Source organism: Mesorhizobium sp. M0761 (assembly GCF_040320205.1).
Taxonomy (GTDB): Bacteria; Pseudomonadota; Alphaproteobacteria; order Rhizobiales; family Rhizobiaceae; genus Mesorhizobium.
Genome location: NZ_JAMYPF010000009.1, coordinates 110951 through 136907 on the forward strand (window position 1 = coordinate 110951; position 25957 = coordinate 136907).

The following is a 25957-nucleotide window of genomic DNA, read 5'->3' on the forward strand; positions in this document are numbered from 1 at the left end:
CGTCACTATACGGGGAGAAGTGCCCGGCAGCGCGATGAGGGGCGGAGCTGACCTTGGCGATCAATGGCCTGATGGGATTACTCATAGGCGCATCGCGGTTCTCCACGTCTTCGCCACACTGTTCCTCGGCATCTTCTTCCTCATCCTGCCGGCGCTTGCCGCGCACGCGATGGACATTCAGCCGGTGACCTCATCGAAAGGCGTCAACGCCTGGCTGGTCGAGGACCACTCCATTCCGATCGTCGCCATCCGCTTCGTCTTCGATGGCGGCTCGACGCAGGATCCGGCGGGGCGGGAAGGGCTGGTCAATCTGATGACCGGCCTATTCGACGAGGGCGCCGGCGACCTCGACAGCGAGGCCTTCCAGATCAAGCTTGACGATGCCGGCGCCGAAATGGGCTTCGAAGCGGCGCGCGACGGCACCTATGGCGCGATGCGGATGCTGGCCGAGCAGAAGGATGCGGCCTTCGACCTGCTCAGGCTGGCGGTCACCAGCCCGCGCTTCGACCAGGCGCCGATCGACCGTATCCGCGCCCAGATCCTGTCCGGCATCATCGCCAATGAGCGTGACCCCAACACCGTCGCGCAAACCAAATGGCTGCGCGCCATCTATGGCGAACATCCGTATTCCAGGCCCGACCAGGGCACCAAGGACAGCATCGCCACCATCACGGCGGCGGATCTGGCTGCCTTCCACAAGGCCAATTTCGCCCGCAGCGGCCTGCATGTTGCGGTGGTCGGCGACATAGATGCCGCGACGCTGAAACGGAAGCTCGACGAGGTCTTCGGCGATCTGCCGGAAAAGCAGGTGCTGCAACCGGTTGCCGATACCGAGCTGAAGCTCGGCCAGCAGCTCGAGGTCGACTACGACCTGCCGCAGACCTCGCTGCAGTTTGCCTATCCCGGTGTGAAGCGCGATGCGCCGGATTTCTTCCCTGCGGTGCTGATGAACCAGATTCTCGGCGGCGGCACCTTCACCTCGCGCCTCTATGACGAGGTGCGGGAAAAGCGCGGCTTGGCCTACTCCGTCGATTCCAACCTGGTCGACCACCAGCATTCCAATGCGCTGATCATCACCACGGCGACGCGTTCCGACCGCGCCGCCGAGACGCTCGGCATCGTCAAGGAGGTGGTCAAGAAGATGGCGCAGGAGGGGCCGACCGAGGCCGAGCTGGACGCCACCAAGAAATACATGGTCGGCTCCTATGCTATCAGCAATCTGGATTCTTCCAGCGCCATTGCCGCGACCCTGGTGGAATTGCAGCTCGACAATCTCGGCATCGACTACGTGCAGCGCCGCGCGGCGCTCATCAACGGCGTGACGCTCGATCAGGTCAAGGCAGCGGCGAAGAAGCTGCTGACGCCGGCGCCCGCGATCATGAGCATCGGGCCGAAGCTGGAGGCCAAATGACAGGTCCGACTTTCGGTATCGCCTTTGGCGGCGGCGGCGCGCGCGGCCTCGCCCATATCCACATCGTCGAGGCGCTGAACGAGCTCGGCATCAAGCCCGTGGCCATCGCCGGCTCCTCGATCGGCGCCATCATGGGCGCCGGCATGGCCTCGGGCATGAGCGGCAAGGACATCGAGGACTACGCCCGCTCGATCCTCGGCCGCCGCGCCGAGGTGGCGGCGCGCATGTGGCGCTCGCGTCCCGGCACCATCGCCGAGGCGATGCAGGGCGGCATCCGCGTCAGCCAGTTCAACATAGAGCGCATCTTGAAGGCGTTCCTGCCGGAAGCCATCCCGGAAACCTTCGCCGAGCTGATGATCCCGCTCAAGGTGACGGCGACGGACTATTTCGGTCACAAGCTGGCCGTCTTCGACGAGGGCGACCTGCATTCGGCGCTCGCCGCCTCGGCTGCCATTCCCGCCGTGTTCCGCCCGGTGACGCGCGACGACCGCGTGCTGATCGACGGCGGCATCTACAATCCGGTGCCGTTCGACCTCATCGAAAACGCCGCCGACATCATCATCGCGATCGACGTCGTCGGTGCGCCGAGCGAGGCCGAGCGCAAGCACCCGACCACGGTCGACCTGATGTACGGCGCCACGCAATTGATGATGCAGTCGATCATCGCCCACAAGCTGAACCAGCGCCCCCCCGACATACTGATCCGCCCGCCGGTGTCGAAATACCGCGTGCTCGATTTCATGAAGATCGACACGCTGCTTGCCGAGACGCAGGAGGTCAAGGACGAACTGAAGCGCGAGGTGGAAAGAGTGGTCGAGGCGCGTGCCAAGGGCAAGCGGGGGAAGAAAGTAGGGTGAGCTGCCGATCTCCCCCCTCGAGGGGGAGATGGCCGGCAGGCCAGAGGGGGTCGTCTCGCGTGAAGCTAGACCTCCTACTGTCGATAGGAGGTTGCGTCAGGACGGACCGACCGCCTCTGTCGCCTTCGGCGACATCTCCCCTCACGGGGAGATTACCCCACCAGCGTCTCACACCCTCCCAGCCGCATATTCCAGCGCCACCACGCCATTGCTGAACTGTACGGTCGAGATCGGCTCCAACGCCACCGGCATATCGGGCGGGAACAGCTTCTTGCCCTCCCCGACGGAGCCAGGGTAGCTCAGCAGCCTGACGCGATCGACCAGACCATGGCGCAGCAATTCCCGCGCGACGCTCAGGCTGCCATGCACATAGATGTTGCCGCCGCTGCCTTGCTTCAGCGCCCGAACCGCTTCCGGCAACGCACCCTTCAGCAACTCGGCCGGTTTCCAGTCGAGTGCCTTCGGGCTTGTCGACGCGACATATTTCGGCAGCGCATTGAACCGGTCGGCGAAGTCTCCGGTTTCCTTGGGCCAAGAGCCGGCAAAAATCTCGTAGGTCGTGCGCCCCAGAAGCATGGCCCCGCTGTCGGCAAGCTCGTCCTCCTTGAACCTTTGCATCTCATCGTTCCAGGTCACGCTGGGCAGATTCTCGACCTCGGCGATGCCATCGATGCTGATGAACTCGGTGACAATGAGGTTTCTCATGGCGCTCTCCTTCTTCTGTCAAAGGACGAACCGCGTGAGCCTTTTGCGACCGCTCTGCGAAAAAAATGCGCTTTGTTGAGCAGCTGTCGGGCGCTGGCCCATTCGCGCTTAAAGGGGGGCGCTTCGGACACCATCGACAAACGCCAGAACGACCACGCACGGAGCAAGGCAGTAAACCAGTCTCGCTCTGCGGCCCGTCTTCGTCACAGCGTCGCCTGCGTCGAGATCGACGGTGATGTCCTCATAGCCCAGCACTTCGCGATCAAGCGGGTAGGCGGCCTTGTAGACAGCTTCCTTGGCGGCAAAAAGGATGCGACCGGCAAGATACGGGTCGGTTGCGTCGATCCGGTCAGCGGGGACTGCAACCAGCGCGAAGATGTCGTCGGGCAGGGGCAAAGCGGGCTCGATATCGATGCCGAGCGAGGCGACGTGGGAGAGCGGCGCGACGGCCGCCACGGCTATCTCGTCGTCGTGAGCCAGCGACCCCGTTACTCCATGAGGCCATACCGGTGCGCCGGAGGAGCCGCGGAGGATAGCGACGTCGTTCAAGCCCATATCCGCCAGCAGCTCGTGCGCGATCCACCGCGCCGCGCCACTCGCCCGCCGCATCAGCGGCAGGCGTGACGGGATGGAGCGTGCTTCCTGCGGCAGCAAATGGTTCTCATCGCCTTCGCGGATCGTGCGGCATCCGATCTGAACGCCGGCCGGTGCCATGGCGGCCATCGCCGCCAGCAACTGCGCCGACAGGCTGCCACCGGCATCGAGCGGGCGCGTCATGGCTGGCCGCCCCGCAGAGCGAGGTCGGCGATCATTTCCCCGTCCTCGTCGGGCCCTTCTTCGACGAAACCGGCAGCGCGATAGAGGCGGCGTGCCGCTTCATTCCCAGGTTCGTAGCAGATCGAAACGTGGCTGATGTGGCCGAGCCGCATGATTTCATCCAGCACTTCGCGCAAAGCGGCCTTGCCGTAGCCTTGGCCCTGATGGACGCGATCGATCATGAAGCGGTAGATCCGCGCCTCGTCGTCGTCCTCCGGCGCCTCGTACATCAGGAAACCGACGACGCGATCCCCTGCCATGACGACGCGCGGCCGTGCGTCCCCGTCGGTTTCGGCTTCGTCCAGCGACTCCGCATTGCTGGCGACAAAATCGATCTGATCCGCGGCCAGTTGCAGGGCCGCGACCAAGGCCCGGTTGGCCGCAGTCAGCGAAACGAGACGGACGTCTGCGCCCATCAAGCCGTTGCCTTGACGCTATCCTCCGGCACCGGCTCGACGAAGCGATGCAGCTTGGCCGGGTTGCCCCGCCAGATCGAGTTGGGCTCCAGCTCTTCGCCCTTCATCACGAAGGAGTCCGCGTCGACCATCGAGCCTTTGCCCATCACTACGCCGTAGTGGACAAAGGCGGAAGGTCCGAGCGTGCAACCATCGCCGATGCGGATGAAATCGGACTTGAACGCGCCTTCTTCCAGCGAGTGGGCCTGAATGACGCAGCCCTCGTTGAGCGTGACGTCGTCGCCGATCTCGACCAGCGAGCGCTCGGTCAGGTTGCTGCCGCCATCATAGACCCGGCTGCCGACCTTGACGCCGAGCAGGCGCAGGATCATCGGCCGGAACGGCGTGCCGGCGAACAGGCGCACGATCGGCGAATCCGCCAGCTTCCAGTGGCGTTCGTGGCGCCAGAAGGCGACGTCGTAGATCGTCGTCATCTGCGGCTTCAGCCGGCTAAAGCCAAGGCTTGCCCGCTCGACCAGAATGTAGAACGGAATGGTGATCGCCGAGGTCAAAAGCACAGCGGCGAACAGGGCGACCTCCGCCCATTCCGTATAGTAGTTCAGCGCCCGGTCCCAGATCGCCAGCGTGACGAACAGCATGACCCATTGCGTTGCCAGGAACAGAAGAATGGTCACCAGGTTGTGGCGGTTCTTGTGCGGGATGCGCCGGCGCCGGTCGGCCTCGTCGACGCCGGCTATAAGCTCCTTGTCGCGGTTCACCATGCGCGGGATTTCAAACGCAGGCGAACCGAGAAGGCCGACATTCTCGCGCACCGGCCCATCGATGGGGATCATCACCTTGGTGCCGAGCAGCACGTTGTCGCCGGTGCGGCCGTCCGGCGGATAGTAGATGTTGTTGCCGAGATAGTTGCGTTCGCCGATGCGCGTCGGCTCGAGCCTGAAGGCCGAGGCGGACTTGTGCATGTTGATCATGAACAGCCCGTCCGAGACCATGGTCTCGGTGCCGATCTCGCACAGAAGCGGATTTTCGTGCTGCTGGTTGGAGCCGAAATTGGAGCCGGTCTGCACCACTCTGTTTAGGTTCCAGCCGATGGCGCGCATGTAGTGCACGATGGCCGAGCTGTCGCCGGCCAGGAGCCCGAGCACGCGGGAATTGCTGGCGAATTCGGCGACGGTCTGCAGCCAGTAGCGGAAACCGTAAAGCGTGTAGGTGCGGCCCGGCTTCAAGATGAGGCTGGTCAGGCGCGGCACCAGCGTCGCTGCCAGGAAAGCCGCCGCGATATAGCCGAAAAGCGTGACCGTGGTGCCGATTGCGACAAGGCCGATCGTCTCCTGATAGTCGTCGCCGACATATTCCCAGTAGCTGTGGAACAGGAGCGGCAGCGGGGTGACGAGGCCAAACAGGCCGATCAGCTGCAGCGCTTCATAGAGGAAGCGCCGGACCTGGTAAGGATTGACATTGCGCACCTTGCAATAGTCCGCCGTGGTCGGCACCGCCGGCGATCCATGCCAGTGCTCGCCGTCGGGAATGCTTTGCCCGCGATGCAGCGAGGACGAATGGCCGAGCTGGGCGCCGTTGCCGATCCTGGTGTCGATGTCGAGCGTGGAGCCGACGCCGACGAAGGCATCGCGGCCGATGGTCAGCGGCCCGGTGTGGATATAACCGGACTGGGCCCTGAAGCCGAGGATCATCGATTCCTTGCGCAGGATGGTGTTGGCGCCGATGGAAATAAGATCCGTGCAGACGGGCACGGACTTCGATTCGATGACGGCGTTTTTGCCCAGCTTGGTGCCGAGCAGCTGCAGATAGAGGCTGTAGAGCGGGCTACCGCGGAACAGCACGACGGGTGCGGTGCGGATCAACGTCTTGACCACCCAGAAGCGGAAGTAGCGCACGCCCCAGATCGGAAACGCCTCGGCCTTCCAGCGGCCGATGAGCAGCCATTTCGCCAGGACGGCAAAGCCCGACATGCCGAAGAACACGGCGGCCGAGAGCGCCACGCACCGGATATAGAGCTGCAGCGGATCGTCGAGCGCGTCATACATCCAGTTGAGGCCGTCATTGATCGCCCAGAGCGCCACGTAGCTGTAGAGGCCGTAGAACGAAAGCTGCGCCGCGCCGCAGGTCCAGTAGGCGAAATTCGAGGCCCGGCGGGTGAGGACCGGCTCGTTGGTTGCCGTCGTCATCTCCTCCGCTACCCCCAGATGCAGCGCCAGGCGCGCCACTGTGGGATAGAGATAGATGTCGCGCATCGACGTCGTCGCCCATTCCTTCCTGGTGCGCACGCGCGCGCAGAAATGCGCCATCAGCAAGGAGTTGGCGCCGAGATCGTCGAAGAAGTGATCCTCGACCGACACCGCGTCGAATTTCAGCACCGTGGCCAGCGCTTCCGCCAGGAATCGCTCGTCCTCATTGCCGGGCGGCACCATTGTGCGATCGGCCGAAAGCCGGACGCTCGTCGGCTTCGGCAGTTGGCGCAGGTCTACCTTGTTGGAGACGGTCATCGGGATGGCGGGCAGCTCCTCCAGATAGGCGGGCACCATGTAGTCCGGCAGCCGCCGCTTCATCGTCTGGGCGAGATCCCCTCGGGAAATCGCCGCTACGCCGGTTTTAAGCGCGTAATAGGCAACCAGTTCGACGCGGCCGGGCTCGATCTCCCAGGTGGTGACGGCGGCCTGCGCGATCTCGGGCTGGTCGAGCAGCACCGCCTCGATCTCGCCGAGCTCGATGCGATATCCGCGAATCTTCACCTGCGTGTCGATGCGCCCGGCATACTCGATCTCGCCGCCATCGTTGATCCGGCCAAGATCGCCGGTGCGGTAGATGCGCTGCGACGGGTTGTTCGGCAGGCCGACGAAATCGGCGATGAATTTCTGGTCGGTCAGGTCCGGCCGGTTCAGATAGCCGACGGCGAGCCCGATGCCGGCAATGCCGATCTCGCCCAGTTCACCGGGCTCGGCAAGTTGCGGCAGCGAAGCGTCGAGAATGACGATCGAGTAAGTCGGCAACGGCGCGCCGATTGTGACGGGACGGTCCGGCGTCAGCGCCCCCATCGTTGCGGTGACGGTCGCCTCGGTCGGCCCGTAGGTGTTGAGGATCTGCCGGCCCGGCTTCGACCAGCGCACCACCAGATTGTGCGGGCAGGCCTCGCCGCCCACCAGAAGCGTGCGCAGGCTGGGAACGTCCGATGTCATCGACGACAACAATGTCGGGCTGCAGGCCATGCAGGTGATGTCATGGAGGCGCAGGAAATCCGCCAGTTCCTCGCCCACCAGCGGCATCTGGCCAGGTGCCGGCACCACCGTCGCGCCGGCGACGAACGGCACCCAGATCTCTTCGGAGGAAAAGTCGAAGGCAATGGTCATGCCCTGATAGACCCGGTCGCCCGGCCGGTAGCCATAGGAGGCGGCGGCGACGTGTATGAAATTGACGAAACTCTGGTGCGTGATGACCACGCCCTTGGGCTTGCCGGTGGTGCCCGAGGTATAGAGGATGTAGCAGATGTCGTCGTTCGCCTGCGGCTTCAGCGGCGCGGGCGACTGTGCGGAAATTTCGGCGACGGCGCTGTCGATCAGCACATGGGGAACGGGCAGTTGACCGGCGCGCGACGCATAGGCGGCGATGGTGATGATCATGCTGACGGCGGCGTCTTCGATGATCAGCGCCATCCGCTCCTGCGGAAACGCGGTGGCCAGCGGCACGAAGGCAGCCCCCGCCTTCATCACCGCCAGCAACGCCACATAGGTTTCCGCCGATCGGTCGAGGATGAGCCCGACCCGGTGGCCCGGCCGCACGCCGTGCTTGATCAGCATGCGGGCGAACCGGTTGGCACGGCTGTTCAGCTCCTGATAGGTCCACACGCGTCCGTCGGAGATCACCGCCGGCAACGTGGCGAATGTCACGGCGAGCTGCTCGAACACCGTATCGAGCCGCTCACCCGGCTGCAGGGCAAAGTCGGCGCCCGTCAGGACCTGGCCGTCCCTTGCCGGGCCGCGAGCGATCCTTGCCAGCGCATCGATGCTTGCCAGGCTGCCGATCGCCGTTGCCGCGTCGCTGTCCAGTTCGGCGATATCGTAGTCCATGTCCATACTTTCTCGTCCTCGCCGGGCATTGCCCGGCTGTTCATGCCGCCGCCGCTGGAGGAGGCACTACGCCGCCGCTGCGATTTTGTTGGTGGAGGGCTTCCAAAAAGGAAGAACCCGGAATCCCGACCGGGAAGCTTATGCCACCCGATCTTTTCGCCGGTTTTTCCGAACTGTTGAATTTTGTTTCTGGAGTGTGTCTGGGCGGGGAGCTTGGCCGGCCGCTCGCTGCACCTTGCGGGGGAGGGCTTCAGCGTTGGTGGCAGCCCGGAAAGAGACTATGAGCGAACCTCATGCGGACGGCGCCGGCGAGCTGTCTATCTTGGAGCGCTACGGCGACCCAGCAGCAGAGCGATGCCCAACGCCGGAAGCGTCGCCGCCGCGACGGCCAAGAAGACGAATTGCAGCCCGGTCGACGCGGCGACCAAGCCGAGCGCCGGACTGCCGAAGCCGAGCGCCACGTCGAGGAAGACGGTGTAGAGTCCCATGGCCAGGCCGCGGCTGCGCGACGGAAGACGGCCTACGGCCTCGGCGCCGAGGCCGGGATAGACCAGCGAGTAGCCGAGGCCAGTCAGGCCCGCTCCGATCGCGGCGACGACAGGCCCGGTCGCAAGCCAGATCAGCATCAGCCCTGCCGCCTCGACCGCGACGAAGATCACAGCGACGCGTGCGCCCCCAAGCCTGTCGGGCAGGTGGCCGAAGCACAGCCTTGCCACGATCAGCGACGCGGCATAGGCCGTGAAGGGAAGCCAGACCGGCTGCCAGCCCCGCTCGGCGAAGAGCAGGGCGCCGAAGCCCAGAATAGCACCATAGCCGAGGCTGCTGAAAGCAGTTCCGACGCCAGGAAGCCAGACCGCTTTCGCCACGCTCCTCCATGACTGCGGCACGCTGCCCGCGGCGGCGCCGGTGCCGCGCATCGGCAGGATGGCAAGCAGCGTCGCCAGCGGCAGGACGATCGTCGCGAGTGCGATCGCGGTGAAACCGCTCGCTGCATAGAGCGCAGATCCGACCGGCGCTCCTAGCGCGAGCGCCGCAAACATCGCCGTGCCCACCCAGGCTATGACTTTTCCGGAGTTCTGTCCGCCCGCAACGGAGAGGCCCCAGGCGACGCCGCCGGTGATGATGAAGCTCTCGGACGCGCCCAGTACCGCCCGTCCGGCGAACAGCGCGGATGCGGACGCTACCGGCCGGTCGAGCAATGCCAGCGAGCCGAGGTAAAATAGCCCGGCAAGGGCAGCGGCAACGAGGCCGATGACGACGGCGCGCTTGCCGCCGCGTCCATCGGCATAGTTTCCAGCCCCGATGCGCGACAGCATCGAGGCGACGAACTGGCTGCCCGTCACCAGTCCCACTGCGAAGGGGCCGAAGCCAAGCTGCTGGTGAAGATGCAGCGGCAGGACGGGTAGCGCCAGGCCGATCAGCAGGAAGCCGGCGAAGACAGCCGCCATGATCGGCACCAGTTCCGCCATGACGCCATTTCGGTCTGACATCCGCGCCATTTTGGTCAATCGGCAGCCCAACTGTTCGGATCAGTAGCGTTCGTAGGTTACGCGCCAGCCTTCGGCCGGGTTGTCAGGCGTGAGGACGAGTTTGTTGTCCGAGACCTCGAATTTGCGTTTCATGCTCTTCCCGACAAGGTTGCGGACCAGGGAGGACTCGATGGTGATGACGAAGGTCTTGTCCTGGTCGTTGATGGCGACCGGCCCGTAATAGGCTTCGTAGCCATTCGCCGTGTAAGGCGTGTCCGGCGCCTTGGGGTCGGGGTTCTGCGCCTGCACCGAGAGGGTGCCGGCCTCGGTGAAGATGACCTGGCCGGAATAGGACACGGGCTTCAGGTTTCCCTCGGAGCCGGCCTCGAGCGAAATCATGCGCCATGCGCCGATGATCGCGGATTCTTGCGAGAGAGCCGGCGTGGCGACCGAAAGGGCAAGCGCAAGGGCGGCAATCTTTAATCTCATAGTCATATGTCGTTGTTCCTTTTCTGAGTTGTGGGTGCGCACAGGCCGTCCGCCCGATCTTGCTCACACCGAAAGCATGACCTTGATGGCGCGACGCTCGTCCATGGCGCGATAGCCTTCAGCGACCTCGGCCAACGGCAGCTTGAGGTCGAAGACCTTGCCGGGCATGATCCGACCTTGCAGCACACGGTCCATCAGGTCGGGCAGGAAGCGGCGCACCGGCGCCGGGCCGCCCAGCATGCGTTTCTGGCCGAAGAATAGTTTTTGGCCGTCGAAGTTCACGCCGTGCGGCACGCCGACATAGCCGATGGTGCCGCCGGGGCGGGAGCAGGCCAGCGCCTGGTCGAAGGATTCTCCCGTGCCGACGCATTCCAGCACGGAGTCCGCGCCGACGCCCTTGGTGAGTTCCTTGATGAGGGCCACGCCTTCCTCGCCGCGCTCAGCGACGATGTCGGTGGCGCCGAACTCGCGGGCGAGCTTTTGGCGGCTGGCGTGCCGGCTCATGGCGATGATGCGCTCGGCGCCCATCTCCTTGGCCGCAAGCACGCCCATCAGGCCGACCGCACCGTCGCCGACCACCACCACCGTCGATCCTTCGCGGACCTCGGCTGCGTCGGCCGCATACCAGCCGGTGCCGAGCACATCGGACACCGCCAGCAGGTCAGGGATGAGGTCGGCCGGCGGCACCTCGGCGGTGGCGACCAGTGTGCCATCGGCCAAGGGTACGCGAGCGTAAGGCGCCTGCGCGCCCGACATGAACTCGCGCTGCACGCAAGACGACTGGAAGCCGAAGCGGCAATGCGGGCAGGTATTGTCCGAGAGGCAGAATGACCCGACGACGAACTGGCCGGGGCGGACCGTGCGCACCTCTGCGCCGACCTCGACGACGATGCCGCAATATTCGTGGCCCATATGCATCGGCCCGGCGACCGGCTGCAGCCCGCGATAGGGCCACAGGTCCGAGCCGCAGATGCAGCTTGCCGACAGCTTGATGATGGCGTCCGTCGGCCGCATGATTTTCGGATCGGCGATTTCCTCGCAGCGTATGTCGCCCGGTTTGTGAAGAACGGTTGCAAGCATGTTGGTTCCTTCCGAGGGGAGAAGATCAGCCGCCGTAGTCGGCGTCGCTGACATGTTCCAGCCAGTCCACGACCTTGCCGTCCTTGACCTCCTGGAGGGCGATGTGGGTCATGGCGGTCCGAGGCGACGCGCCGTGCCAGTGCTTTTCGCCGGGAGCGAACCAGACGACATCGCCCGGATGGATTTCCTCGACCGGGCCACCTTCGCGCTGCACGCGACCGAGGCCGGAGACGACGATCAGCGTCTGGCCGAGCGGATGCGTGTGCCAGGCGGTGCGGGCGCCGGGCTCGAAGGTCACCTGTGCGCCTTGAACCCGCTCGGCGTCGAAGGGATTGAAGAGCGGATCGATCCGCACCGTTCCGGTGAACCAGTCAGGCGGTCCCTTGCCGGAAGGCCTGGTGCCGGCGCGAAGAATGTCCATGGTGATCTCCTTTGCGTCCTCAAATGCGTTCGATGCGAAGCGGGAATTTGCCGCGAATGTGCAGGGCCTGCTCGCCCTCGTCGAAGCGGCCAAGCCTGATCAGCCCCGGATGGCGGTAGTCGGCGTAGAACATGGCCAGGTTGCCCCAGGGCATGAAATAGCACAGGTCATAGGGCTGCTCGTCGGCGAACGGACCGCTTCCCTCCTCGGTCAGCTTGCGCGGCAGATAGGCGATCTTCTCGTTATGGGCGTAGTCCTCGATTTCGAGGTCGAGCGGCAGCATGGAGAAGAAGTCGTGCGCCGACGGATTGTCGTAGAGCGTGGCGGTCATGGTGCGGCCGTTGAAAACCATCCTGATCTTCATGTCGGTGGGCTCCTGGCTGACGGGAGATTGGCCTTCCTGGCCGGCGGCTGTGCGAGGCAGGGCCGCCGCCGCGAGCGCGGCGCCGAGCAATGTCCGGCGGCTGAGCGGCGCATGTTCGTTCGTCACGGCAAAGACCTCCGGGCCATATGCGCTGCGGCAAGGGCGGCGACCGCCGATCCGCAGAGCAGCACCGCGCCCAGAGTGAACGGTCCCCACCAGCCCACCGTATCGAACAGCGTGCCGCCGATCGCGGCGCCGCCGGTGATGGCGAACTGGATGACGGCTAGCTGCAACCCGCCGCCGGCCTCCGCGTCGTTCGGCAATGTTCGGCTGAGCCACGTGCCCCAACCGACCGGCGCGGCCATGCCGAAGAAGCCCCAGGCAACGAGCAGCAGCGCTGTGGGACCCGGGAGTGCACCGAGGGCGATGAGCGCGGCGGCCAGCGCAGCCATGACCAGCGGGATGACGGTGAGGATGCTGAACAGACGCGTGCGCAAAAGCCGGCCGACGCACCATGTGCCGAGCACCCCGGCCAGCCCCATCGCCAGCAGGACCGCCGAGAGGGCGGCGATGTCGAGCCGGGTGACGTTCTCGAGGAAGGGCCGCAGATAGGTGAAGAGCGCGAACTGGCCCATGAACAGCATCATGATCGACGCCATGCCGGTGGCGACGGGAAGACGGCCGAGCAGCGCCAGCGGATTGCCGGCACGCTTCCTGCGGCGCGGCGGCAGCGGCGGCAGGCTTGTCCACTGCCAGGCCAGCGCCAGGAGACCAAACGGCACGACGAGGAAGAAAGCGCCGCGCCAGCCGACATAGGCGCCAAGAAAACTGCCCAGCGGCGCGGCGATGGTGGCCGCAATGGCATTGCCGGCGTTCAGCATGGCGAGACCCTTCGGAACCATGTCTTGCGGCACGAGGCGCATGACGATCGCGGTCGACATCGACCAGAACCCGCCGATCGCGATACCGAGCAGCGCCCGGCCGACCATGAGCAACGCGTAGTTCGGCGCGAAGGTGACAGCCAGACCGGACACGATGAGGAGGAGGGTAAAGCCGGTCACGACCAGTCGGCGGTCGATGTGGCGCGTGAGGCCGGCGACCAGCAGGCTGGTCACGACGGCGAAAGCGCCCGAAATCGAGATCGCCTGTCCCGCCCGGCCCTCGGTGATGCCGAGATCGGCCGCTAGCGGCGACAGCAGGCTGACCGGCATGAATTCCGACGCGATGAGCACGAAAACACACAGCGCCATCGACAACACCGCGCCCCATGCGGCGCGGTTTTCAACAAGCCTTGTGTCGTACGTGGTTTCCATGATTGGCATCCTGGCAAAGCGACCGGACGGATCAGCCGCCAATCCCCATCGCTGCCAGAAGATATTGCAGGGGAACCCATTTAAGTAGACTAAGCAATCCGCATGGACTTATCTGCTCATGATATGAATGTCCGATGGGAGGTGCCCTGTGCAACGCGATGGCATGAAGGATCTGCTCTGGTTCGTGGCGGTCGCCCGGGAGCGCAGCTTCACCAGGGCGGCGGCCAAGCTCGGAACCTCGCAGTCGACCCTGAGTTCGACAATCAAGGAGCTTGAAGCTCGTCTTGGCGTCCGCCTGCTGACGCGTACGACACGGAGCGTCTCTCCGACCGAGGCCGGCGAGCGACTTTTCCAATCGCTCGTTCCGCGCTTCGAGGAAATCGAATCCGACCTCGCAAGCCTGGTGGCGTTTCGCGACAAGCCCTCCGGAACGGTCCGTATCACCCTGTCCGACCATGCGCTCCAGACGACCGTCTGGCCGAAGCTGCAGCCCTTGCTCAGCGACAATCCCGACGTGCGCGTCGAGCTCTACAGCGACAACGGCATGAAGAACATTGTGGAGGAGCGCTTCGACGCAGGCGTGCGGCTTGGTGAGAGCATCGACAGGGATATGATCGCAGTGCGCATCGGACCCGATTGGAGGCTCGTGGCCGTGGCTTCGCCGGACTACTTTTCCCGCCATCCGGTTCCGACCGCGCCCCAGGATCTGGTCCATCACGACTGCATCAATATGCGGCAGGCGACGTTCGGCGGATTATATGCGTGGGAATTCGCCAGGGATGGCCGCGACCTTCGTGTGCGGGTGGAAGGCCAACTCACCTTCAATTCGTCCATTCCCATGATCGAGGCTGCGGCAAGCGGTTTCGGGATCGCCTATGTCCCGGAAAACCTCGTCAGCCACCACATCGCCGAGGGACGCCTCAGGCTCGTGCTTGACGACTGGAGCCCGCCATTTGCCGGCTATCACCTCTACTATCCGAGCAGGCGACAGCTCTCCCCTGCGATGGCGGTGATCATCGACGCGCTCCGCCATCGCATCTGACCCCGAGACTGTTGTGGATCATGAAGCTGACCTTGCTGAATGGCAGGTTCTGCCCCCAGGCATCCTCAATGCGTGCGATTTGGCCGATCGGCGTTGCCGCGTCGCTGTCCAGTCCGGCGATATCGTAGTCCATGTCCATACTCTCTCGTCCTGGCCGGGCATCGCCCGGCTGTTCATGCCGCCGCTGGAGCAGGCACTGCGCCGCCGCTGCGATTTGACCGTTGTTTGTGGAGGACCGACGCTGCCAAAAAGGGAAGAATCCGGAATCCCGACCGGGAAGCTTATGCCACCCGAACTTTTCGCCGGTTTTTCCGAACTGTTGAATTTTGTTTCTGGAGTGTGTCTGGGGGCGCTCGTCTGACCCGTCCCCTTGTTGGCATTTGGGGGCGTGCTGCGCTCGCGGGAGGGATCAACCCTCGCCAGCGCGCCGAGCCGGAAAATGCGAAGCTCTCTTGACGATGAAAAGGTTCCGTCCTATCTCACGTGAGTAACGTGAGTTAGGTGATGACCATGAGATACCAAATGCTGCGCTCTGATCGGGAGCCCGTGCTTGCAGGAGCCTTGAATGGGAAAATCGCATTCGCGCGCATGATACAGGGCATCGACGTCAATCCAGAGACTGCTGCTCCGCTCTTCCTGGACTTTCGCGATGTACAGGTCGCGACTGCAAGCTACCTTCGCGAGTCCGTATTCTCGTTCAAGTCTTACCTACGGTTGACAGATTCAAAGTTCTACGCAGTCGCAGCAAATGTGAATGAATCAGTTTATGATGAATTTCAGATGGTTGCAGATGCGAAGAATGATGCCATCCTAAGCTGTCAGCTGAGCGAGGACGGCCATGTTTTCGATATTGGCCTTGTTGGCAAACTTGACCCAAAACAACAGATTACATTTGACCTAGTTAATAGACTCCGTGAGGCCGACGCAAACACCTTGAAAGAGCGCTTCGGCGAAACCGAGAAGACCACCGCTTGGAACAACCGACTCGCTGGACTGGCCGCTCGTGGCCTTATCCGCGAGTTTTCAAAGGGACGTGCCAAATATTACCGGCCCGTCGTGGAGGTAGGGAACAATGGGCGTTGAGTTTCTGAGCCGGACAAAGAAAACGATCCGCAAGACCATCGACATCCAGCGGGTGGCTTTGGCGACGCCTCATCTGTTCTCGGCGGTTCCTGGGGAGAAGCCCCAGGTCTATCTTGGAACGATCCGCTCCGGCGTCGCGGTCGCGGCAGGCGAGTCGTTCATCGTGGAATCTAGGAACTCCGGTTCAATCACATTCAGGCGTGGCAACGACACCGTTGGCTCGATGGACAATCCGTCAACGCAGATAGTCTCCTCCATCCAACAGTCAGGAGGGGTTGCTCGCGCGGTTGTTCAGCGCGTCCACACCATCTCAGGCAAAGTGGATGTCACGCTGTGCTGACCCACGCAACCAAGAGTACTGAACTCCAGACGCGCATGCTCACGGACAACCCTTACGCAAATACGATGTGCCTGGGTTGCGGGATCTGCCCGGAGCGACGAGTCTGTGGTGGCCTAAGCTTGGAGGCGCAGATTGTCGATTGCCTGCATCATTGCTGCGGCACGCCCGAGTTCTGCACAAAGGTATGCGCTAACAACACCGTGCTGTTCCCCCAGCAGTCGCGGGAAATCGGAGGTTTCGACCTGAACATCACGCCCCGCGCGCCTATTCGATCCATCACGCTTAAGGGGGATATCGTGGAACTGATCTATCACGGCAGCCGTCGCTCGCAGGCACTGGACGCGGATATCGTGGCGCTGAGGTTGGCGGATGTCGTGGACTTCCGTCGCAAACGGCCCAAGCATTCCAGCGCGGAGCAACTTCGTGAGGCGTTTCGCCTGATGCCGGATTGCAAGATCATCCTGACCGGCGTGGATCACGACAACAGGATTGAGTCCTGGTGGTCGCTCGGTTCCGCCCGTCCGGCGATCATTAGGGGGCTGGTTGCGCTCGGCATCCACATGGTCACCACGCCGAATTTCAGCCTCGTCCTAGATCATCCTCGCTGGGACGATCTTCACGCCATGAAACGTATAGCGCTGGTCTTCGCCGAGTTCCAAGAGAACGGTCTAGCGTGCGCATTGCATCCGAATGGGCGAACTTTTCAGGATTTCGAACGCTGGATGTCCTTCGTCGTCGAGCGTCCAGAGGTGCAGGCGCTTGCTTACGAATTCATCACCGGACCAGATCGGACTGGGCGACGGCAATTTCATCTCGATCGCCTCGCCGAACTCGCCGCCGCTGTAAATCGTCCGCTCGACATCATCATCCGCGGCAACCCACAGGTCATTCCTTTCCTGCGCGGGCATTTCCGCGAGGTCATTTATATCGACACGACGGCCTTTATGAAGACGCAGAAGCGTCGCATCGCCGAAAGAGTCGCGAATAGTGCTCTTGAGTGGGTCCCTTTCAAAACGCTACCCAAAGCCTTCCTCGATCCATTGCTAAGGATCAATCTAGAGGAGCAGGTGGCTTACCTTCGAGCCGCCTACTATAGCCTGCCGCCGCTGGCAGCCAGAGCAGGCTGAGGTGCGCCATAGATAGTCTGACCTTCGAACTGGTTGACGATATTGGGCTGGCCGCCTCAAGTGGACCGGGATGGGCAGCACGAATTCCGCCGCAAACCGGTCACGAGCTTGGTCCTCTACTGGAGCTTTGGCGTCTCGGCTATTTGCCGGACGCCCTTGGTCGATGGCTTGAGGCGCCAGGATTTAGGGAGCAACTCGCAAACGTCATCGCGATGACGGATTGGTTTAGGGCCGACGGACAGCAAGGTGTCATCACGGTTCGTAGTGTCGTCAAGAATGCCATGAATTGGCATGATTTCTCGATCAGGGCCAAAAACGCGGCTACCAGAGTGGGCGTGGGGCAGCAAGAATCCTGGCAACTCGTCGCGAGCCTCGAGGAAATTTACACCAACACCATCGAACACAGCGAACGCGCGGATACGGGCGTGGTCGCGTATGCCGCCCGGCGGGGCAGTTTCGAATATGTGGTATGCGATAATGGGATCGGGGTTCTGCGAAGTCTTCGCAAGAACCCCCTCTATGCCGGAGTGTTGGACTCGTGCACCGCATTGGAACTGGCGCTTAGCGAGGGGATCTCAGCAAAAGCCGAGCAGGGCCGTGGAATGGGTTTTCGTCCCATCTTTGTCGGCCTCGCCAATATTAGCCGAGTAGTGCGTTTCAGGTCCGGCGACGGGGCGCGTATACTGGCGCGCCAAACAGATGGAACACTGCCCTCTACCACCTTGCAGAGGGCTTGGATCGACGGACTCTTCTGTTCGGTCAAGATCGACGCTCAAGCACCAGGAGCACCATAAATGCAGTTCAGGGTGATCTCGGCTTTAGTTGTATTCTTGGGGTCTTACCTACCCTTGAGCCTCATACTTCTCGCACAGGACTTCGAGTACGCTTTTCTAGACCGCCCGCTTTGCTGGAAGGTGTGGGAGAGCGCCTGCTCGATACCGTTGAAAAATCCGGTCTTCGCCGTTGGCATTTTTGTGGCCTGCTTAATTTGTTTCGTGCTGACCTTATGGGCACTTGCCGTGGTCAAGCCGAAGGACGAGATCGTCGTGCAGGAAGCAAAACACGTGCCCACCGACCTTATGAACTATACGCTTCCCTATGTCGTTTCTTTTATGAGCATCGACTATCAGGATATTGGGAAGCACATCGGAGTGGTCATCTTCCTAGGGTGGATGTTCTGGATTAGCTACAAGTCCGGCCAGATCATTCTGAATCCTGTGCTGATCGTCTTCGGCTGGAAGCTATACGACATCTCCTATAACCACGCCGCGTCGAAGCAGGTGCATAGCGCCAATGCCCTTGCTCACGGAAACATCAAACCAGGCGCGCGATATCGCCAGATTCCGGTTCAGGACATCCTGGTGATCAAATCCAGCACGGGAGGAGACTGACCATGCCGTTGCCGCAAAGCCTGGCCAATTTCGACATACATAATTCTACGGTTTCGGTGTGGCTCTTCAAGAAGTCCATCGCGCCGGGAGGTGCGCCGCGGTTCACGGGACGTCGCGTCGATACGGACGAAGAGCTCGACAACGCCTTAAAGGTGGCCCTCGCTCAGGCGCGGGACTCGATTCAGGACGTTACTCCCTACACACTCTTGGCGGCGGCGCAGGATGGGATTGCTCTCAGGATCGACGCCTTGGAGACCCACGCCGACGCAATCACTGCGCAGATGGCGGATCCACTTGCCGAAAAGAAAGTGAGATCGTTGAAGGAGGTACAAAACACCAAGTTCTATGTCGTGAAGCTAACCCATGGCGACAGCGCGATCTACGCGGTCCGAAGCACGGATAATTCTTGGCAGTCCAGGCAGGTTCGGAGCGCCATTTCCGTTATATTCAAGGACGAACAACTTGGACTCAATGAAGAGCCAGCCTTCAGCATATCCCGCCATGTTGATTTCTTCATCGCTGGCGAGGACATCATCATGTTGAGCAAGCCATCATTTGAAAAGGTGCTGAGCTACAAGCAGGCTCATGCCGAGGATTTCGTGGCCTTGCAGGCGGAACCGGCTTTCGCCGCCATTTTCTCCGATGTCGCTCCACTCGTGACATTCGTGGGGGAGAACAAAATCCATCTGCGCCGCGCCTGCGTCATCCGCCAGAAGGGCCATTATCTGGATGCGCAGTTTATGCAGCGGCTGCGCGACAATTTCCAGAAGTGCGGACTGAACTTGGTGTTTGGCCAAGACGGCAAGCTGGTCGCGACGCCGGAGACTTGCGCGGATATTGTTCGCGCCTTGCTTGACCACCGGTTGTCGTCAATATTTTCCGAACAGAACTATGACGTGCCCGATGCTACCGCCGTAGCTTGATATCTTGAGCAGGCCAGTCACGGTCGCCATTCCCCGTTCATGATCTGGCGCCTCCCGTGCTTCTGGGCGAAACATCATAACCGGAGCATCGCGGCGCGTAGAAGAGGAGCCGTCCACAAGGCGACATCAGAATATTTGCTCGTCAATGACCGCCTCTGGTGCAAAGCGGCTATCACGATCAACCGGATCGTGTCGCATCCCGCTATACCCTCTTGCCATCCCCAAATTCTCATCCTAGTCTCGTCTGAGAAAACGTTTTCCCAAACTCGCAGCATCCGCCACCCACCCACATCAACACGCCAGAGACCCGCAAGAGAAAACCTTTTCTCAACCCGAGGACTTACACCCGACCAATGCCCTCCGACACCTCGCCGCCACCCGCCAAGACCCCCGTCACCCTGCGTGAAGTGGCGGCGATGGCTGGCGTCAGTGTGGCCACGGCGTCGAAGGCGCTGAACGGGCAGGGGCGGATGACCGTCGAGACGCGGCAGCGCATTCGCGAGACGGCGCAGCGGCTCGGCTTTCGCCCCAACAGCCTGGCGCAGAGCCTGCTGCGGCGGCGCTCCTTCACCGTCGGCCTGTTGACCAATGATACCTATGGCCGCTTTTCGCTGCCGGTCATGTCGGGCATTTCGGATGCGCTGGTCGACGCCGGTGTCTCGGTGTTCATGTGCAATGTCGAGGATGATCCGCGGCTGGCGCAGCTGCATGTCGAGGCGATGCTGGACAAGCGCATCGACGGCATCATCGCCAGCGGCAAGCGCATCGACCGCCATCTGCCGGTCGACCTCGCCAATCTCGGCGTGCCCGTCATCTACGCCTTCAGCCAGCCCGATCCCGATGCCATCGCCTTCGTCTCCGACGATGCCGGCGGGGCGCGGCTGGCGGTCGAGCATTTTTGCCGGCTCGGGCGTCGGCGCATCGCCCATGTCAGCGGTCCCGCCAGTTTTGCCGTGGTGAATGAGCGGGCACAGGCTTTTCGCGATGTGCTGGCCGCCCACGGCCTGCCGGTCACCGAGCCCTTGCTCGGCTCGTGGTCGGAAGCCTGGGGGCATGAAGCCGTCGGAAAGCTGTTCGACGGCCCAACGCTCTTCAACAAGAAGGGGGAGAAACCCGACGCCGTGTTCTGCGGCAACGACCAGATCGCGCGCGGCGTCATCGATGCGCTGCGCGAGCGCGGCTTAGGCGTGCCCGGCGATGTCGGCGTCATCGGCTTCGACAATTGGGAGATCGTGGCGGAGGCAACCCGCCCGCCGCTGACCTCGGTCGACATGAACCTGGCGGCGCTCGGCCGCGAGGCCGGCCTCACACTGCTATCGCTCGTCGGTGGCGAACCCGCCGCGCCGGGCATTCGAAAACTGCCGTGCCGGCTGGTGGTGCGTCAGTCCTGCGGCCGCCCATTGGACGGCTAGGAGAACGCGCGGCGCCATCTAAGGGAGCGCCGCAACAGGGAGGAGAACAGAACCATGAGGAGGAAAACCATGAAGACCGTGATTACCGGGTTCGCGCTCGCCGCGAGCATCATTGCCTTGCCTGCAATGGCTGCCGACACCGCCAACATCTGGGTCCGCGCCGACGGCTCGAACTTCATGCCGCGGATCGTCGATGCCTTCAACAAGGGCCATGAGAACCAGGTCAAGCTCGACATCATTCCCAATGCCGAGATCATCCCGAAATATGGCGCCGCCGCCGCCGGCGGCACGGCGCCCGACGCGCTGTCGCTCGACCTGATCTACACGCCGTCCTTTGCCGCCGCCGGCCAGCTCGAGGACATCACCGACTGGGCGAAATCGCTGCCCTATTTCGCCAGCCTGTCGCCGGCGCACGTCAAGACCGGCACCTACAAGGACCACATTTACGGGCTGCCGTTCTCGGCCGACGCCTCGGTGCTGATCTGGAACAAGAAACTGTTCAAGCAGGCGGGGCTCGATCCCGACAAGGGCCCGGCCAACTGGGCCGAGATCGAGGCTGACGCCGAAAAGGTCAACGCACTTGGTGGCGACATCAAGGGCTTCTACTTCTCCGGCAATTGCGGCGGCTGCAACATCTTCACCTTCACGCCGCTGATCTGGGCCTCGGGCGGCGACATCCTCTCCGAGGACGGCTCGAAGGCGACGCTGGACAGCCCGCAGCTGCGCGGCGCCATCGACCTCTACCGCTCGATGGTCAAGAAGGATCTGGTGCCGGCCGGCGCGCAGACCGACACCGGCGCCAACTTCTTTGCCGCCTTCGCCACCGGCAATATAGGCATTTCGCCGTCCGGCGCCTTCGCCATCGGCGCGCTCAACACGCAGTATCCGGATATCGACTATGGCGTCACCTTCCTGCCGGGCAAGGACAGCGGCTGGTCTTCGTTTGCCGGCGGCGACAATTTCGTCGTCACCAAGGGCACCAAGAAGCTCGCCGTGGTGAAGGAGTTTCTCGACTTTGCCTATTCGCTCGAAGGCCAGACCATCCTGGCCAAATACGGCAGCCTGCCGGTGCGCGGCGACATCGCCAAGGAGGCGCTGAAAGATCTCGATCCGCGCTACCAGATCGCCGCCGAAGCCATGGCCAAGGGCCGCACGCCCTATTCCGTGGTGTTCAACGACCTGATCAACTCCGCCAACGGCCCTTGGACGCAGATGATCAACGAGGTCGTCTTCGGCGACGACGTCGATGGCGCGATCGCCAATGCCCAAGAGACCATGCAGTCGATCATCGACCAGGCGCAGAAATAAGGACTGGCCGGCGGCGAGGGCGGTGCAACGCCCCTGCCGTCGCGGGTCCTGATCCGGTCGCCCGGTCCGTCTCCCTGGACGGGCGGCCGGCGCTCCTTACCCTCCCCACAAGGGGGAGGGTAAATGACCGCCATCACCACCACCCCGCCACGCGCCAGAAAACTGGTCGGCGTTGGCCGCCGGCAGTGGATCGGCCTGCTCTATGTCGCGCCGGCCGTGGCGCTGGTCGTCGTCTTCTTCATCATTCCCCTCGGCATGACCGCCTGGATGTCGCTGCACAACTGGCCGCTGATGGGCGAGCATTTTTATATCGGCTTCGACAATTACCGGGCGATCCTGCGCGACAACCGCTTCTGGAACGCGCTGAGCTTCACCGCCTATTACACCGTGATCGTCACCATCGTGATCTTCGCCGTCGCCTTTCCGCTGGCGCTGTTCATCGAAAAGCCCAGGCGGCTGACCGGCTTTTACCGGACATCCTTCTTCATGCCGGCGGTCGTCGGTTTCGCCTCGGCCAGCCTGCTGTGGTCGTGGCTGCTCAATGTCGATTCCGGCCTGTTCAGCCCTGCCGCCTACGACCTCGGCCTGACGGCGAAAAAGTTCAACCTGCTGGCGACCTTCCAGCCGGCCTTCTGGTCGATCATCGCCATGGTCGTCTGGAAGGTGGCGGGCTTCACCATGATCATCCTGATGACCGGCCTGCAGTCGATCCCGACCGATCTGCAGGAAGCCGCGATGATCGACGGGGCAGGGCCGTTCGCGCGCTTTCGCGCCATCACCCTGCCGCTGATGCGCCGCACGCTGGCGCTGGCGCTGATCCTGTCGATCGCCGGTTCGATCCTCGCCTTCGACCAGTTCTACATCATCCTGCGCGGCGGCCCGCGCAACCAGACGCTGACCGCCGTCTACTGGATCTTCAACCAGTCCTTCGTCTCGTTCAAGCTCGGCTATGGCGCGGCGCTGTCGATGATCCTGCTGGCCATATTGGTGGCGCTCAGCCTGGTTCAGCTGTGGCTGCTGCGCAAGCCGGAGGGCATCGACTGATGGCGCAGGCAAGAAGCCGCAGCAGCCGCCTCTGGCTCAGGATCGCCGAGCATTCGACCGGCATGATCGCCTCAGTGCTGTTCATCGCGCCGATCGTCTGGGCCGTGCTGTCGACCTTCAAGCCGGCGCAGGAGGCGCGCCAGCCGCCGCTGCCGCCATGGCCGACGACAGGCTTCTCGGTCGAGAACTACCGCACGCTCGACACCTTTGGCGACGGCCTCTGGCTGCCGGCGCAAAACAGCCTCTATGTCGCCTCGATGACGGTGATCCTGTCGGTGATCGTCAGCGTGCTCGCCGGCTACGGCTTTTCGCGCTTCCGCTTTCCCATGAAGGATGTGCTCTTCATCGTCATCCTGTCGACGATCATGATCCCGTTCCAGTCGATCCTGACGCCGATCTTCCTGGTGCTGACCAAGGTCGGCCTGCACAACACGCTGACCGGGCTGGTCCTGGTCTACACCACGCTGCAATTGCCGTTCTCGATCTTCATGATGCGCAACGCCTTCGACGCGGTGCCGCGCGAGATCGAGGAAGCCGCGCGCATGGACGGCGCCAACAACGTCACCATGCTGCTCAAGGTGATGCTGCCGCTGGTCTGGCCGGGCATCGTCACCATCGCACTGTTTGCCTTCCTCGGCGCCTGGAACGAATTCCTGGCCGCACTCGTGCTGATGACCGATCAGTCCAAATTCACGCTGCCGATCATGATGACCGCGCTTCAGTCGGGCCGCTTCGGCGCCATCGACTGGGGCGCCGTGCAGGCGGGCGTCACAGTGATGATGGTGCCGTGCCTGGTGCTCTTCCTGTTGCTGCAGCGCTTCTACATCCGCGGCCTGATGGCCGGCGCGGTGAAATGACCCGCCGTGAAATGACCAATATCCAACGGAGTGACACGATGACCGTTCAACCATTCGCCAAGCCCGGCAAACTCGCCTTCCGCCCGCTGCCGGTGCCGCAGGTCGATGTCCGCGGCTTCTGGGGCGACCGTGTCGATGCCGTGGCGTCGCGCACCGCCGACATCCTCTACGAGCGCTGCGTCGAGGCGCGCATGCTGGAGCAGATCGACCCGGACCGGCCCTCGCCGGGCGTCGTCATTCCGTTCCATTCGCCGTCGCCCGACGAGGCTGCCAGCCCCGGCTTCACCGGCTCGACGGTGACGACGCAGATGTTCTGGGACTCCGATTGGGGCAAGACCATCGAGACCGCGGCCTATTCGCTCTACCGGCGCAAGAACGCGGCGCTCGAGAAGAAGATCGATGCCGTCATCGACCTCTACGGCAGACTGCAGCAGGAAGACGGTTATCTCTCCAGCTGGTACCAGCGTATCCAGCCCGGCAAGCGCTGGACCAATCTGCGCGATTGCCACGAGCTCTATTGCGCCGGCCATCTGATCGAAGGCGCGGTCGCCTACTACCAGGCCACCGGCAAGCGCAAGCTGCTGGATATCATGTGCCGCTACGTCGACCATATCGCCGACACCTTCGGTCCGGAGCCGGGCAAGAAGAAGGGCTATTGCGGCCATGAGGAGATCGAGCTGGCGCTGGTCAAGCTGGCGCGGGCGACCGGCGAGCAGAAATACATGGACCTGGCCAGGTATTTCATCGACCAGCGCGGGCAACAGCCGCATTATTTCGACGAGGAGGCGCGTGCGCGCGGCGCCGACCCGAAGGCCTATCATTTCAAGACCTATGAGTACAACCAGTCGCACAAGCCGGTGCGCGAGCAGGACAAGGTCGTCGGCCATGCGGTCAGGGCGATGTACCTCTATTCCGGCATGGCCGACATCGCCACCGAATATGGCGACGACACGCTCAGGGTAGCGCTCGACCGTCTGTGGAACGATCTCACCACCAAGAACCTCTATGTCACCGGCGGCCTCGGGCCATCGGCGCACAATGAGGGCTTTACCAGCGACTACGACCTGCCCAACGAAACCGCCTATGCCGAGACCTGTGCCTCGGTCGGCCTCGTGTTCTGGGCCAGCCGCATGCTCGGCATGGGTCCCAACGCCCGCTACGCCGACATGATGGAGCGGGCACTCTACAACGGCTCGATCTCCGGCCTGTCGCTCGACGGCTCGCTGTTCTTCTACGAGAACCCGTTGGAGAGCCGGGGCAGGCACAATCGCTGGAAATGGCATCGCTGCCCCTGTTGCCCGCCGAATATCGGCCGCATGGTCGCCTCCATCGGCAGCTATTTCTACAGCCTGTCGGACGACGCGCTCGCCGTTCATCTCTACGGCGACAGCACCGCGCGCTTCGACATATCGAACCGGGCGGTCAGTCTGATTCAGACCAGCAATTATCCTTGGGATGGCGCGGTCTCGATCCGGATCGAAGCCGAAGCGCCGGTCGAGTTCACCTTGCACCTGCGCGTCCCCTCCTGGTGCGGCAAGGCGGCGCTCAAGGTTAACGGCGCCGCGGTCGATCTGGATGACATCACCAGCGACGGCTATGCCGCGATCCGGCGCGAGTGGCGCCAGGGCGACCGGGTCGAACTCGATCTCCAAATGTCGATCGCCCGTCTGTTCGCCAATCCGGAGGTGCGTCAGGACATCGGCCGCGTCGCACTTGCGCGCGGTCCGCTGATCTATTGCGTCGAGGAGACCGACAATCCCGGCCAGTTGCATCGGATCGCTCTGCCGCGAACGGCAACAATCGAGGCGCATGCCGAGCCGAACCTGCTCGGCGGCATCGTCACGCTTTCGGCACTTGGCAGCAAGGAAGCCCAGGAAAACTGGGAAACCGGGCTCTATCGCACCGATCCGCCGGCGGTGAGCGAAACGAAAATCACCGCCGTCCCGTACTTTGCCTGGGACAACCGCGAACCCGGTGAGATGCTGGTCTGGCTGCGGGACGGATGAG

25 protein-coding genes are annotated in these 25957 nt (G+C 63.0%); 15 read left to right on the top strand and 10 right to left on the bottom strand.

Features of this window, described 5'->3' with window-relative positions; genetic code table 11:
* Window positions 1–34: 34 nt before the first annotated feature.
* Complete coding sequence (locus tag NKI32_RS16975; protein WP_023821174.1) at window positions 35–1411, top strand: M16 family metallopeptidase; 1377 nt, start codon at window positions 35–37, stop codon at window positions 1409–1411.
* Complete coding sequence (locus tag NKI32_RS16980) at window positions 1408–2268, top strand: patatin-like phospholipase family protein (protein ID WP_353003035.1); 861 nt, start codon at window positions 1408–1410, stop codon at window positions 2266–2268. The genes NKI32_RS16975 and NKI32_RS16980 overlap by 4 nt, the downstream gene beginning before the upstream one ends.
* Before the next feature lie 168 nt (window positions 2269–2436).
* On the opposite strand, the gene NKI32_RS16985 is transcribed toward NKI32_RS16980, so the two are convergent.
* From NKI32_RS16985 to NKI32_RS17030, 10 genes are all read right to left on the bottom strand, one after another.
* Window positions 2437–2973 carry a dihydrofolate reductase family protein gene (locus NKI32_RS16985; RefSeq protein WP_353003036.1) on the bottom strand — a complete coding sequence of 179 codons (537 nt, stop codon included), beginning with the start codon at window positions 2971–2973 and terminating at the stop codon, window positions 2437–2439.
* Window positions 2974–3081: 108 nt separating this feature from the next.
* A complete protein-coding gene (locus NKI32_RS16990; RefSeq protein ID WP_352626806.1) occupies window positions 3082–3750 on the bottom strand; it encodes a 4'-phosphopantetheinyl transferase family protein in 669 nt (222 codons plus the stop codon).
* The gene (locus NKI32_RS16995; protein WP_031198139.1) at window positions 3747–4205 is read right to left on the bottom strand and encodes a GNAT family N-acetyltransferase; all 459 of its coding nucleotides are present in this window, start codon (window positions 4203–4205) and stop codon (window positions 3747–3749) included. The genes NKI32_RS16990 and NKI32_RS16995 overlap by 4 nt, the downstream gene beginning before the upstream one ends.
* A complete protein-coding gene (locus tag NKI32_RS17000; RefSeq protein WP_353003037.1) occupies window positions 4205–8293 on the bottom strand; it encodes a Pls/PosA family non-ribosomal peptide synthetase in 4089 nt (1362 codons plus the stop codon). Before NKI32_RS17000 ends, NKI32_RS16995 begins: the two co-directional genes overlap by 1 nt.
* 311 nt (window positions 8294–8604) lie before the next feature.
* Window positions 8605–9777 carry an arabinose transporter gene (locus tag NKI32_RS17005; protein WP_353003038.1) on the bottom strand — a complete coding sequence of 391 codons (1173 nt, stop codon included), beginning with the start codon at window positions 9775–9777 and terminating at the stop codon, window positions 8605–8607.
* Window positions 9778–9816: 39 nt separating this feature from the next.
* Window positions 9817–10251: a lipocalin-like domain-containing protein gene (locus tag NKI32_RS17010; RefSeq protein WP_027049660.1), complete on the bottom strand. Its 435-nt coding sequence runs from the start codon at window positions 10249–10251 to the stop codon at window positions 9817–9819.
* A gap of 57 nt (window positions 10252–10308) precedes the next feature.
* Window positions 10309–11325 (bottom strand): zinc-dependent alcohol dehydrogenase family protein, encoded by a 1017-nt coding sequence (locus tag NKI32_RS17015; protein WP_023682961.1) that lies wholly within the window; start codon window positions 11323–11325, stop codon window positions 10309–10311.
* Window positions 11326–11350: 25 nt separating this feature from the next.
* Window positions 11351–11746, bottom strand: a complete 396-nt coding sequence (locus NKI32_RS17020) for a (R)-mandelonitrile lyase (RefSeq protein ID WP_023682960.1) — start codon at window positions 11744–11746, stop codon at window positions 11351–11353.
* A 19-nt stretch (window positions 11747–11765) separates the two neighbouring features.
* Window positions 11766–12236, bottom strand: coding sequence for a cyclophilin-like fold protein (locus NKI32_RS17025; protein WP_023734245.1), 471 nt, complete (start codon window positions 12234–12236; stop codon window positions 11766–11768).
* Window positions 12233–13423: an MFS transporter gene (locus NKI32_RS17030; RefSeq protein WP_353003039.1), complete on the bottom strand. Its 1191-nt coding sequence runs from the start codon at window positions 13421–13423 to the stop codon at window positions 12233–12235. The genes NKI32_RS17025 and NKI32_RS17030 overlap by 4 nt, the downstream gene beginning before the upstream one ends.
* 163 nt (window positions 13424–13586) lie before the next feature.
* On the opposite strand from NKI32_RS17030, the gene NKI32_RS17035 reads away from it, so the two are divergent.
* The 13 genes from NKI32_RS17035 (at window position 13587) to NKI32_RS17095 (ending at window position 25956) form a co-directional block, all read left to right on the top strand.
* Window positions 13587–14465, top strand: a complete 879-nt coding sequence (locus NKI32_RS17035; RefSeq protein ID WP_502897958.1) for a LysR family transcriptional regulator — start codon at window positions 13587–13589, stop codon at window positions 14463–14465.
* 13 nt (window positions 14466–14478) lie between these two features.
* Window positions 14479–14826, top strand: a complete 348-nt coding sequence (locus NKI32_RS17040; protein ID WP_352626815.1) for a hypothetical protein — start codon at window positions 14479–14481, stop codon at window positions 14824–14826.
* 161 nt (window positions 14827–14987) lie between these two features.
* Window positions 14988–15548: a hypothetical protein gene (locus NKI32_RS17045; protein ID WP_353003041.1), complete on the top strand. Its 561-nt coding sequence runs from the start codon at window positions 14988–14990 to the stop codon at window positions 15546–15548.
* Window positions 15538–15888 (top strand): hypothetical protein, encoded by a 351-nt coding sequence (locus NKI32_RS17050; RefSeq protein WP_352626818.1) that lies wholly within the window; start codon window positions 15538–15540, stop codon window positions 15886–15888. The genes NKI32_RS17045 and NKI32_RS17050 overlap by 11 nt, the downstream gene beginning before the upstream one ends.
* A 119-nt stretch (window positions 15889–16007) precedes the next feature.
* Window positions 16008–17015, top strand: a complete 1008-nt coding sequence (locus NKI32_RS17055; protein ID WP_352626820.1) for a hypothetical protein — start codon at window positions 16008–16010, stop codon at window positions 17013–17015.
* 212 nt (window positions 17016–17227) lie between these two features.
* Window positions 17228–17809, top strand: a complete 582-nt coding sequence (locus tag NKI32_RS17060) for an ATP-binding protein (RefSeq protein ID WP_352626822.1) — start codon at window positions 17228–17230, stop codon at window positions 17807–17809.
* Window positions 17810–18406: a KwaA family protein gene (locus tag NKI32_RS17065; protein WP_353003042.1), complete on the top strand. Its 597-nt coding sequence runs from the start codon at window positions 17810–17812 to the stop codon at window positions 18404–18406. It abuts the gene before it with no gap.
* 2 nt (window positions 18407–18408) lie between these two features.
* Window positions 18409–19329 (top strand): Kiwa anti-phage protein KwaB-like domain-containing protein, encoded by a 921-nt coding sequence (locus NKI32_RS17070; RefSeq protein ID WP_352626826.1) that lies wholly within the window; start codon window positions 18409–18411, stop codon window positions 19327–19329.
* A gap of 353 nt (window positions 19330–19682) precedes the next feature.
* On the top strand, window positions 19683–20741 hold the full coding sequence (locus NKI32_RS17075; protein WP_352747981.1) for a LacI family DNA-binding transcriptional regulator: 1059 nt from the start codon (window positions 19683–19685) through the stop codon (window positions 20739–20741).
* A gap of 69 nt (window positions 20742–20810) precedes the next feature.
* Window positions 20811–22049 carry an ABC transporter substrate-binding protein gene (locus tag NKI32_RS17080; RefSeq protein ID WP_023689585.1) on the top strand — a complete coding sequence of 413 codons (1239 nt, stop codon included), beginning with the start codon at window positions 20811–20813 and terminating at the stop codon, window positions 22047–22049.
* A 123-nt stretch (window positions 22050–22172) separates the two neighbouring features.
* Window positions 22173–23093, top strand: coding sequence for a carbohydrate ABC transporter permease (locus NKI32_RS17085; RefSeq protein ID WP_023753742.1), 921 nt, complete (start codon window positions 22173–22175; stop codon window positions 23091–23093).
* Complete coding sequence (locus NKI32_RS17090; protein WP_023712775.1) at window positions 23093–23950, top strand: carbohydrate ABC transporter permease; 858 nt, start codon at window positions 23093–23095, stop codon at window positions 23948–23950. The genes NKI32_RS17085 and NKI32_RS17090 overlap by 1 nt, the downstream gene beginning before the upstream one ends.
* A gap of 38 nt (window positions 23951–23988) precedes the next feature.
* The gene (locus tag NKI32_RS17095; RefSeq protein ID WP_353003043.1) at window positions 23989–25956 is read left to right on the top strand and encodes a glycoside hydrolase family 127 protein; all 1968 of its coding nucleotides are present in this window, start codon (window positions 23989–23991) and stop codon (window positions 25954–25956) included.
* Window position 25957: the final 1 nt, after the last annotated feature.

Bases quoted from the DNA above. Each gene is read 5' to 3' on its own strand.
- NKI32_RS16975 (WP_023821174.1), top strand. From the start codon at position 35: ATGAGGGGCGGAGCTGACCTTGGCGATCAATGGCCTGATGGGATTACT.
- NKI32_RS16980 (WP_353003035.1), top strand. From the start codon at position 1,408: ATGACAGGTCCGACTTTCGGTATCGCCTTTGGCGGCGGCGGCGCGCGC.
- NKI32_RS16985 (WP_353003036.1), bottom strand. From the start codon at position 2,973: ATGAGAAACCTCATTGTCACCGAGTTCATCAGCATCGATGGCATCGCC.
- NKI32_RS16990 (WP_352626806.1), bottom strand. From the start codon at position 3,750: ATGACGCGCCCGCTCGATGCCGGTGGCAGCCTGTCGGCGCAGTTGCTG.
- NKI32_RS16995 (WP_031198139.1), bottom strand. From the start codon at position 4,205: ATGGGCGCAGACGTCCGTCTCGTTTCGCTGACTGCGGCCAACCGGGCC.
- NKI32_RS17000 (WP_353003037.1), bottom strand. From the start codon at position 8,293: ATGGACATGGACTACGATATCGCCGAACTGGACAGCGACGCGGCAACG.
- NKI32_RS17005 (WP_353003038.1), bottom strand. From the start codon at position 9,777: ATGTCAGACCGAAATGGCGTCATGGCGGAACTGGTGCCGATCATGGCG.
- NKI32_RS17010 (WP_027049660.1), bottom strand. From the start codon at position 10,251: ATGACTATGAGATTAAAGATTGCCGCCCTTGCGCTTGCCCTTTCGGTC.
- NKI32_RS17015 (WP_023682961.1), bottom strand. From the start codon at position 11,325: ATGCTTGCAACCGTTCTTCACAAACCGGGCGACATACGCTGCGAGGAA.
- NKI32_RS17020 (WP_023682960.1), bottom strand. From the start codon at position 11,746: ATGGACATTCTTCGCGCCGGCACCAGGCCTTCCGGCAAGGGACCGCCT.
- NKI32_RS17030 (WP_353003039.1), bottom strand. From the start codon at position 13,423: ATGGAAACCACGTACGACACAAGGCTTGTTGAAAACCGCGCCGCATGG.
- NKI32_RS17035 (WP_502897958.1), top strand. From the start codon at position 13,587: ATGAAGGATCTGCTCTGGTTCGTGGCGGTCGCCCGGGAGCGCAGCTTC.
- NKI32_RS17045 (WP_353003041.1), top strand. From the start codon at position 14,988: ATGCTGCGCTCTGATCGGGAGCCCGTGCTTGCAGGAGCCTTGAATGGG.
- NKI32_RS17050 (WP_352626818.1), top strand. From the start codon at position 15,538: ATGGGCGTTGAGTTTCTGAGCCGGACAAAGAAAACGATCCGCAAGACC.
- NKI32_RS17060 (WP_352626822.1), top strand. From the start codon at position 17,228: ATGACGGATTGGTTTAGGGCCGACGGACAGCAAGGTGTCATCACGGTT.
- NKI32_RS17065 (WP_353003042.1), top strand. From the start codon at position 17,810: ATGCAGTTCAGGGTGATCTCGGCTTTAGTTGTATTCTTGGGGTCTTAC.
- NKI32_RS17070 (WP_352626826.1), top strand. From the start codon at position 18,409: ATGCCGTTGCCGCAAAGCCTGGCCAATTTCGACATACATAATTCTACG.
- NKI32_RS17075 (WP_352747981.1), top strand. From the start codon at position 19,683: ATGCCCTCCGACACCTCGCCGCCACCCGCCAAGACCCCCGTCACCCTG.
- NKI32_RS17080 (WP_023689585.1), top strand. From the start codon at position 20,811: ATGAAGACCGTGATTACCGGGTTCGCGCTCGCCGCGAGCATCATTGCC.
- NKI32_RS17085 (WP_023753742.1), top strand. From the start codon at position 22,173: ATGACCGCCATCACCACCACCCCGCCACGCGCCAGAAAACTGGTCGGC.
- NKI32_RS17090 (WP_023712775.1), top strand. From the start codon at position 23,093: ATGGCGCAGGCAAGAAGCCGCAGCAGCCGCCTCTGGCTCAGGATCGCC.
- NKI32_RS17095 (WP_353003043.1), top strand. From the start codon at position 23,989: ATGACCGTTCAACCATTCGCCAAGCCCGGCAAACTCGCCTTCCGCCCG.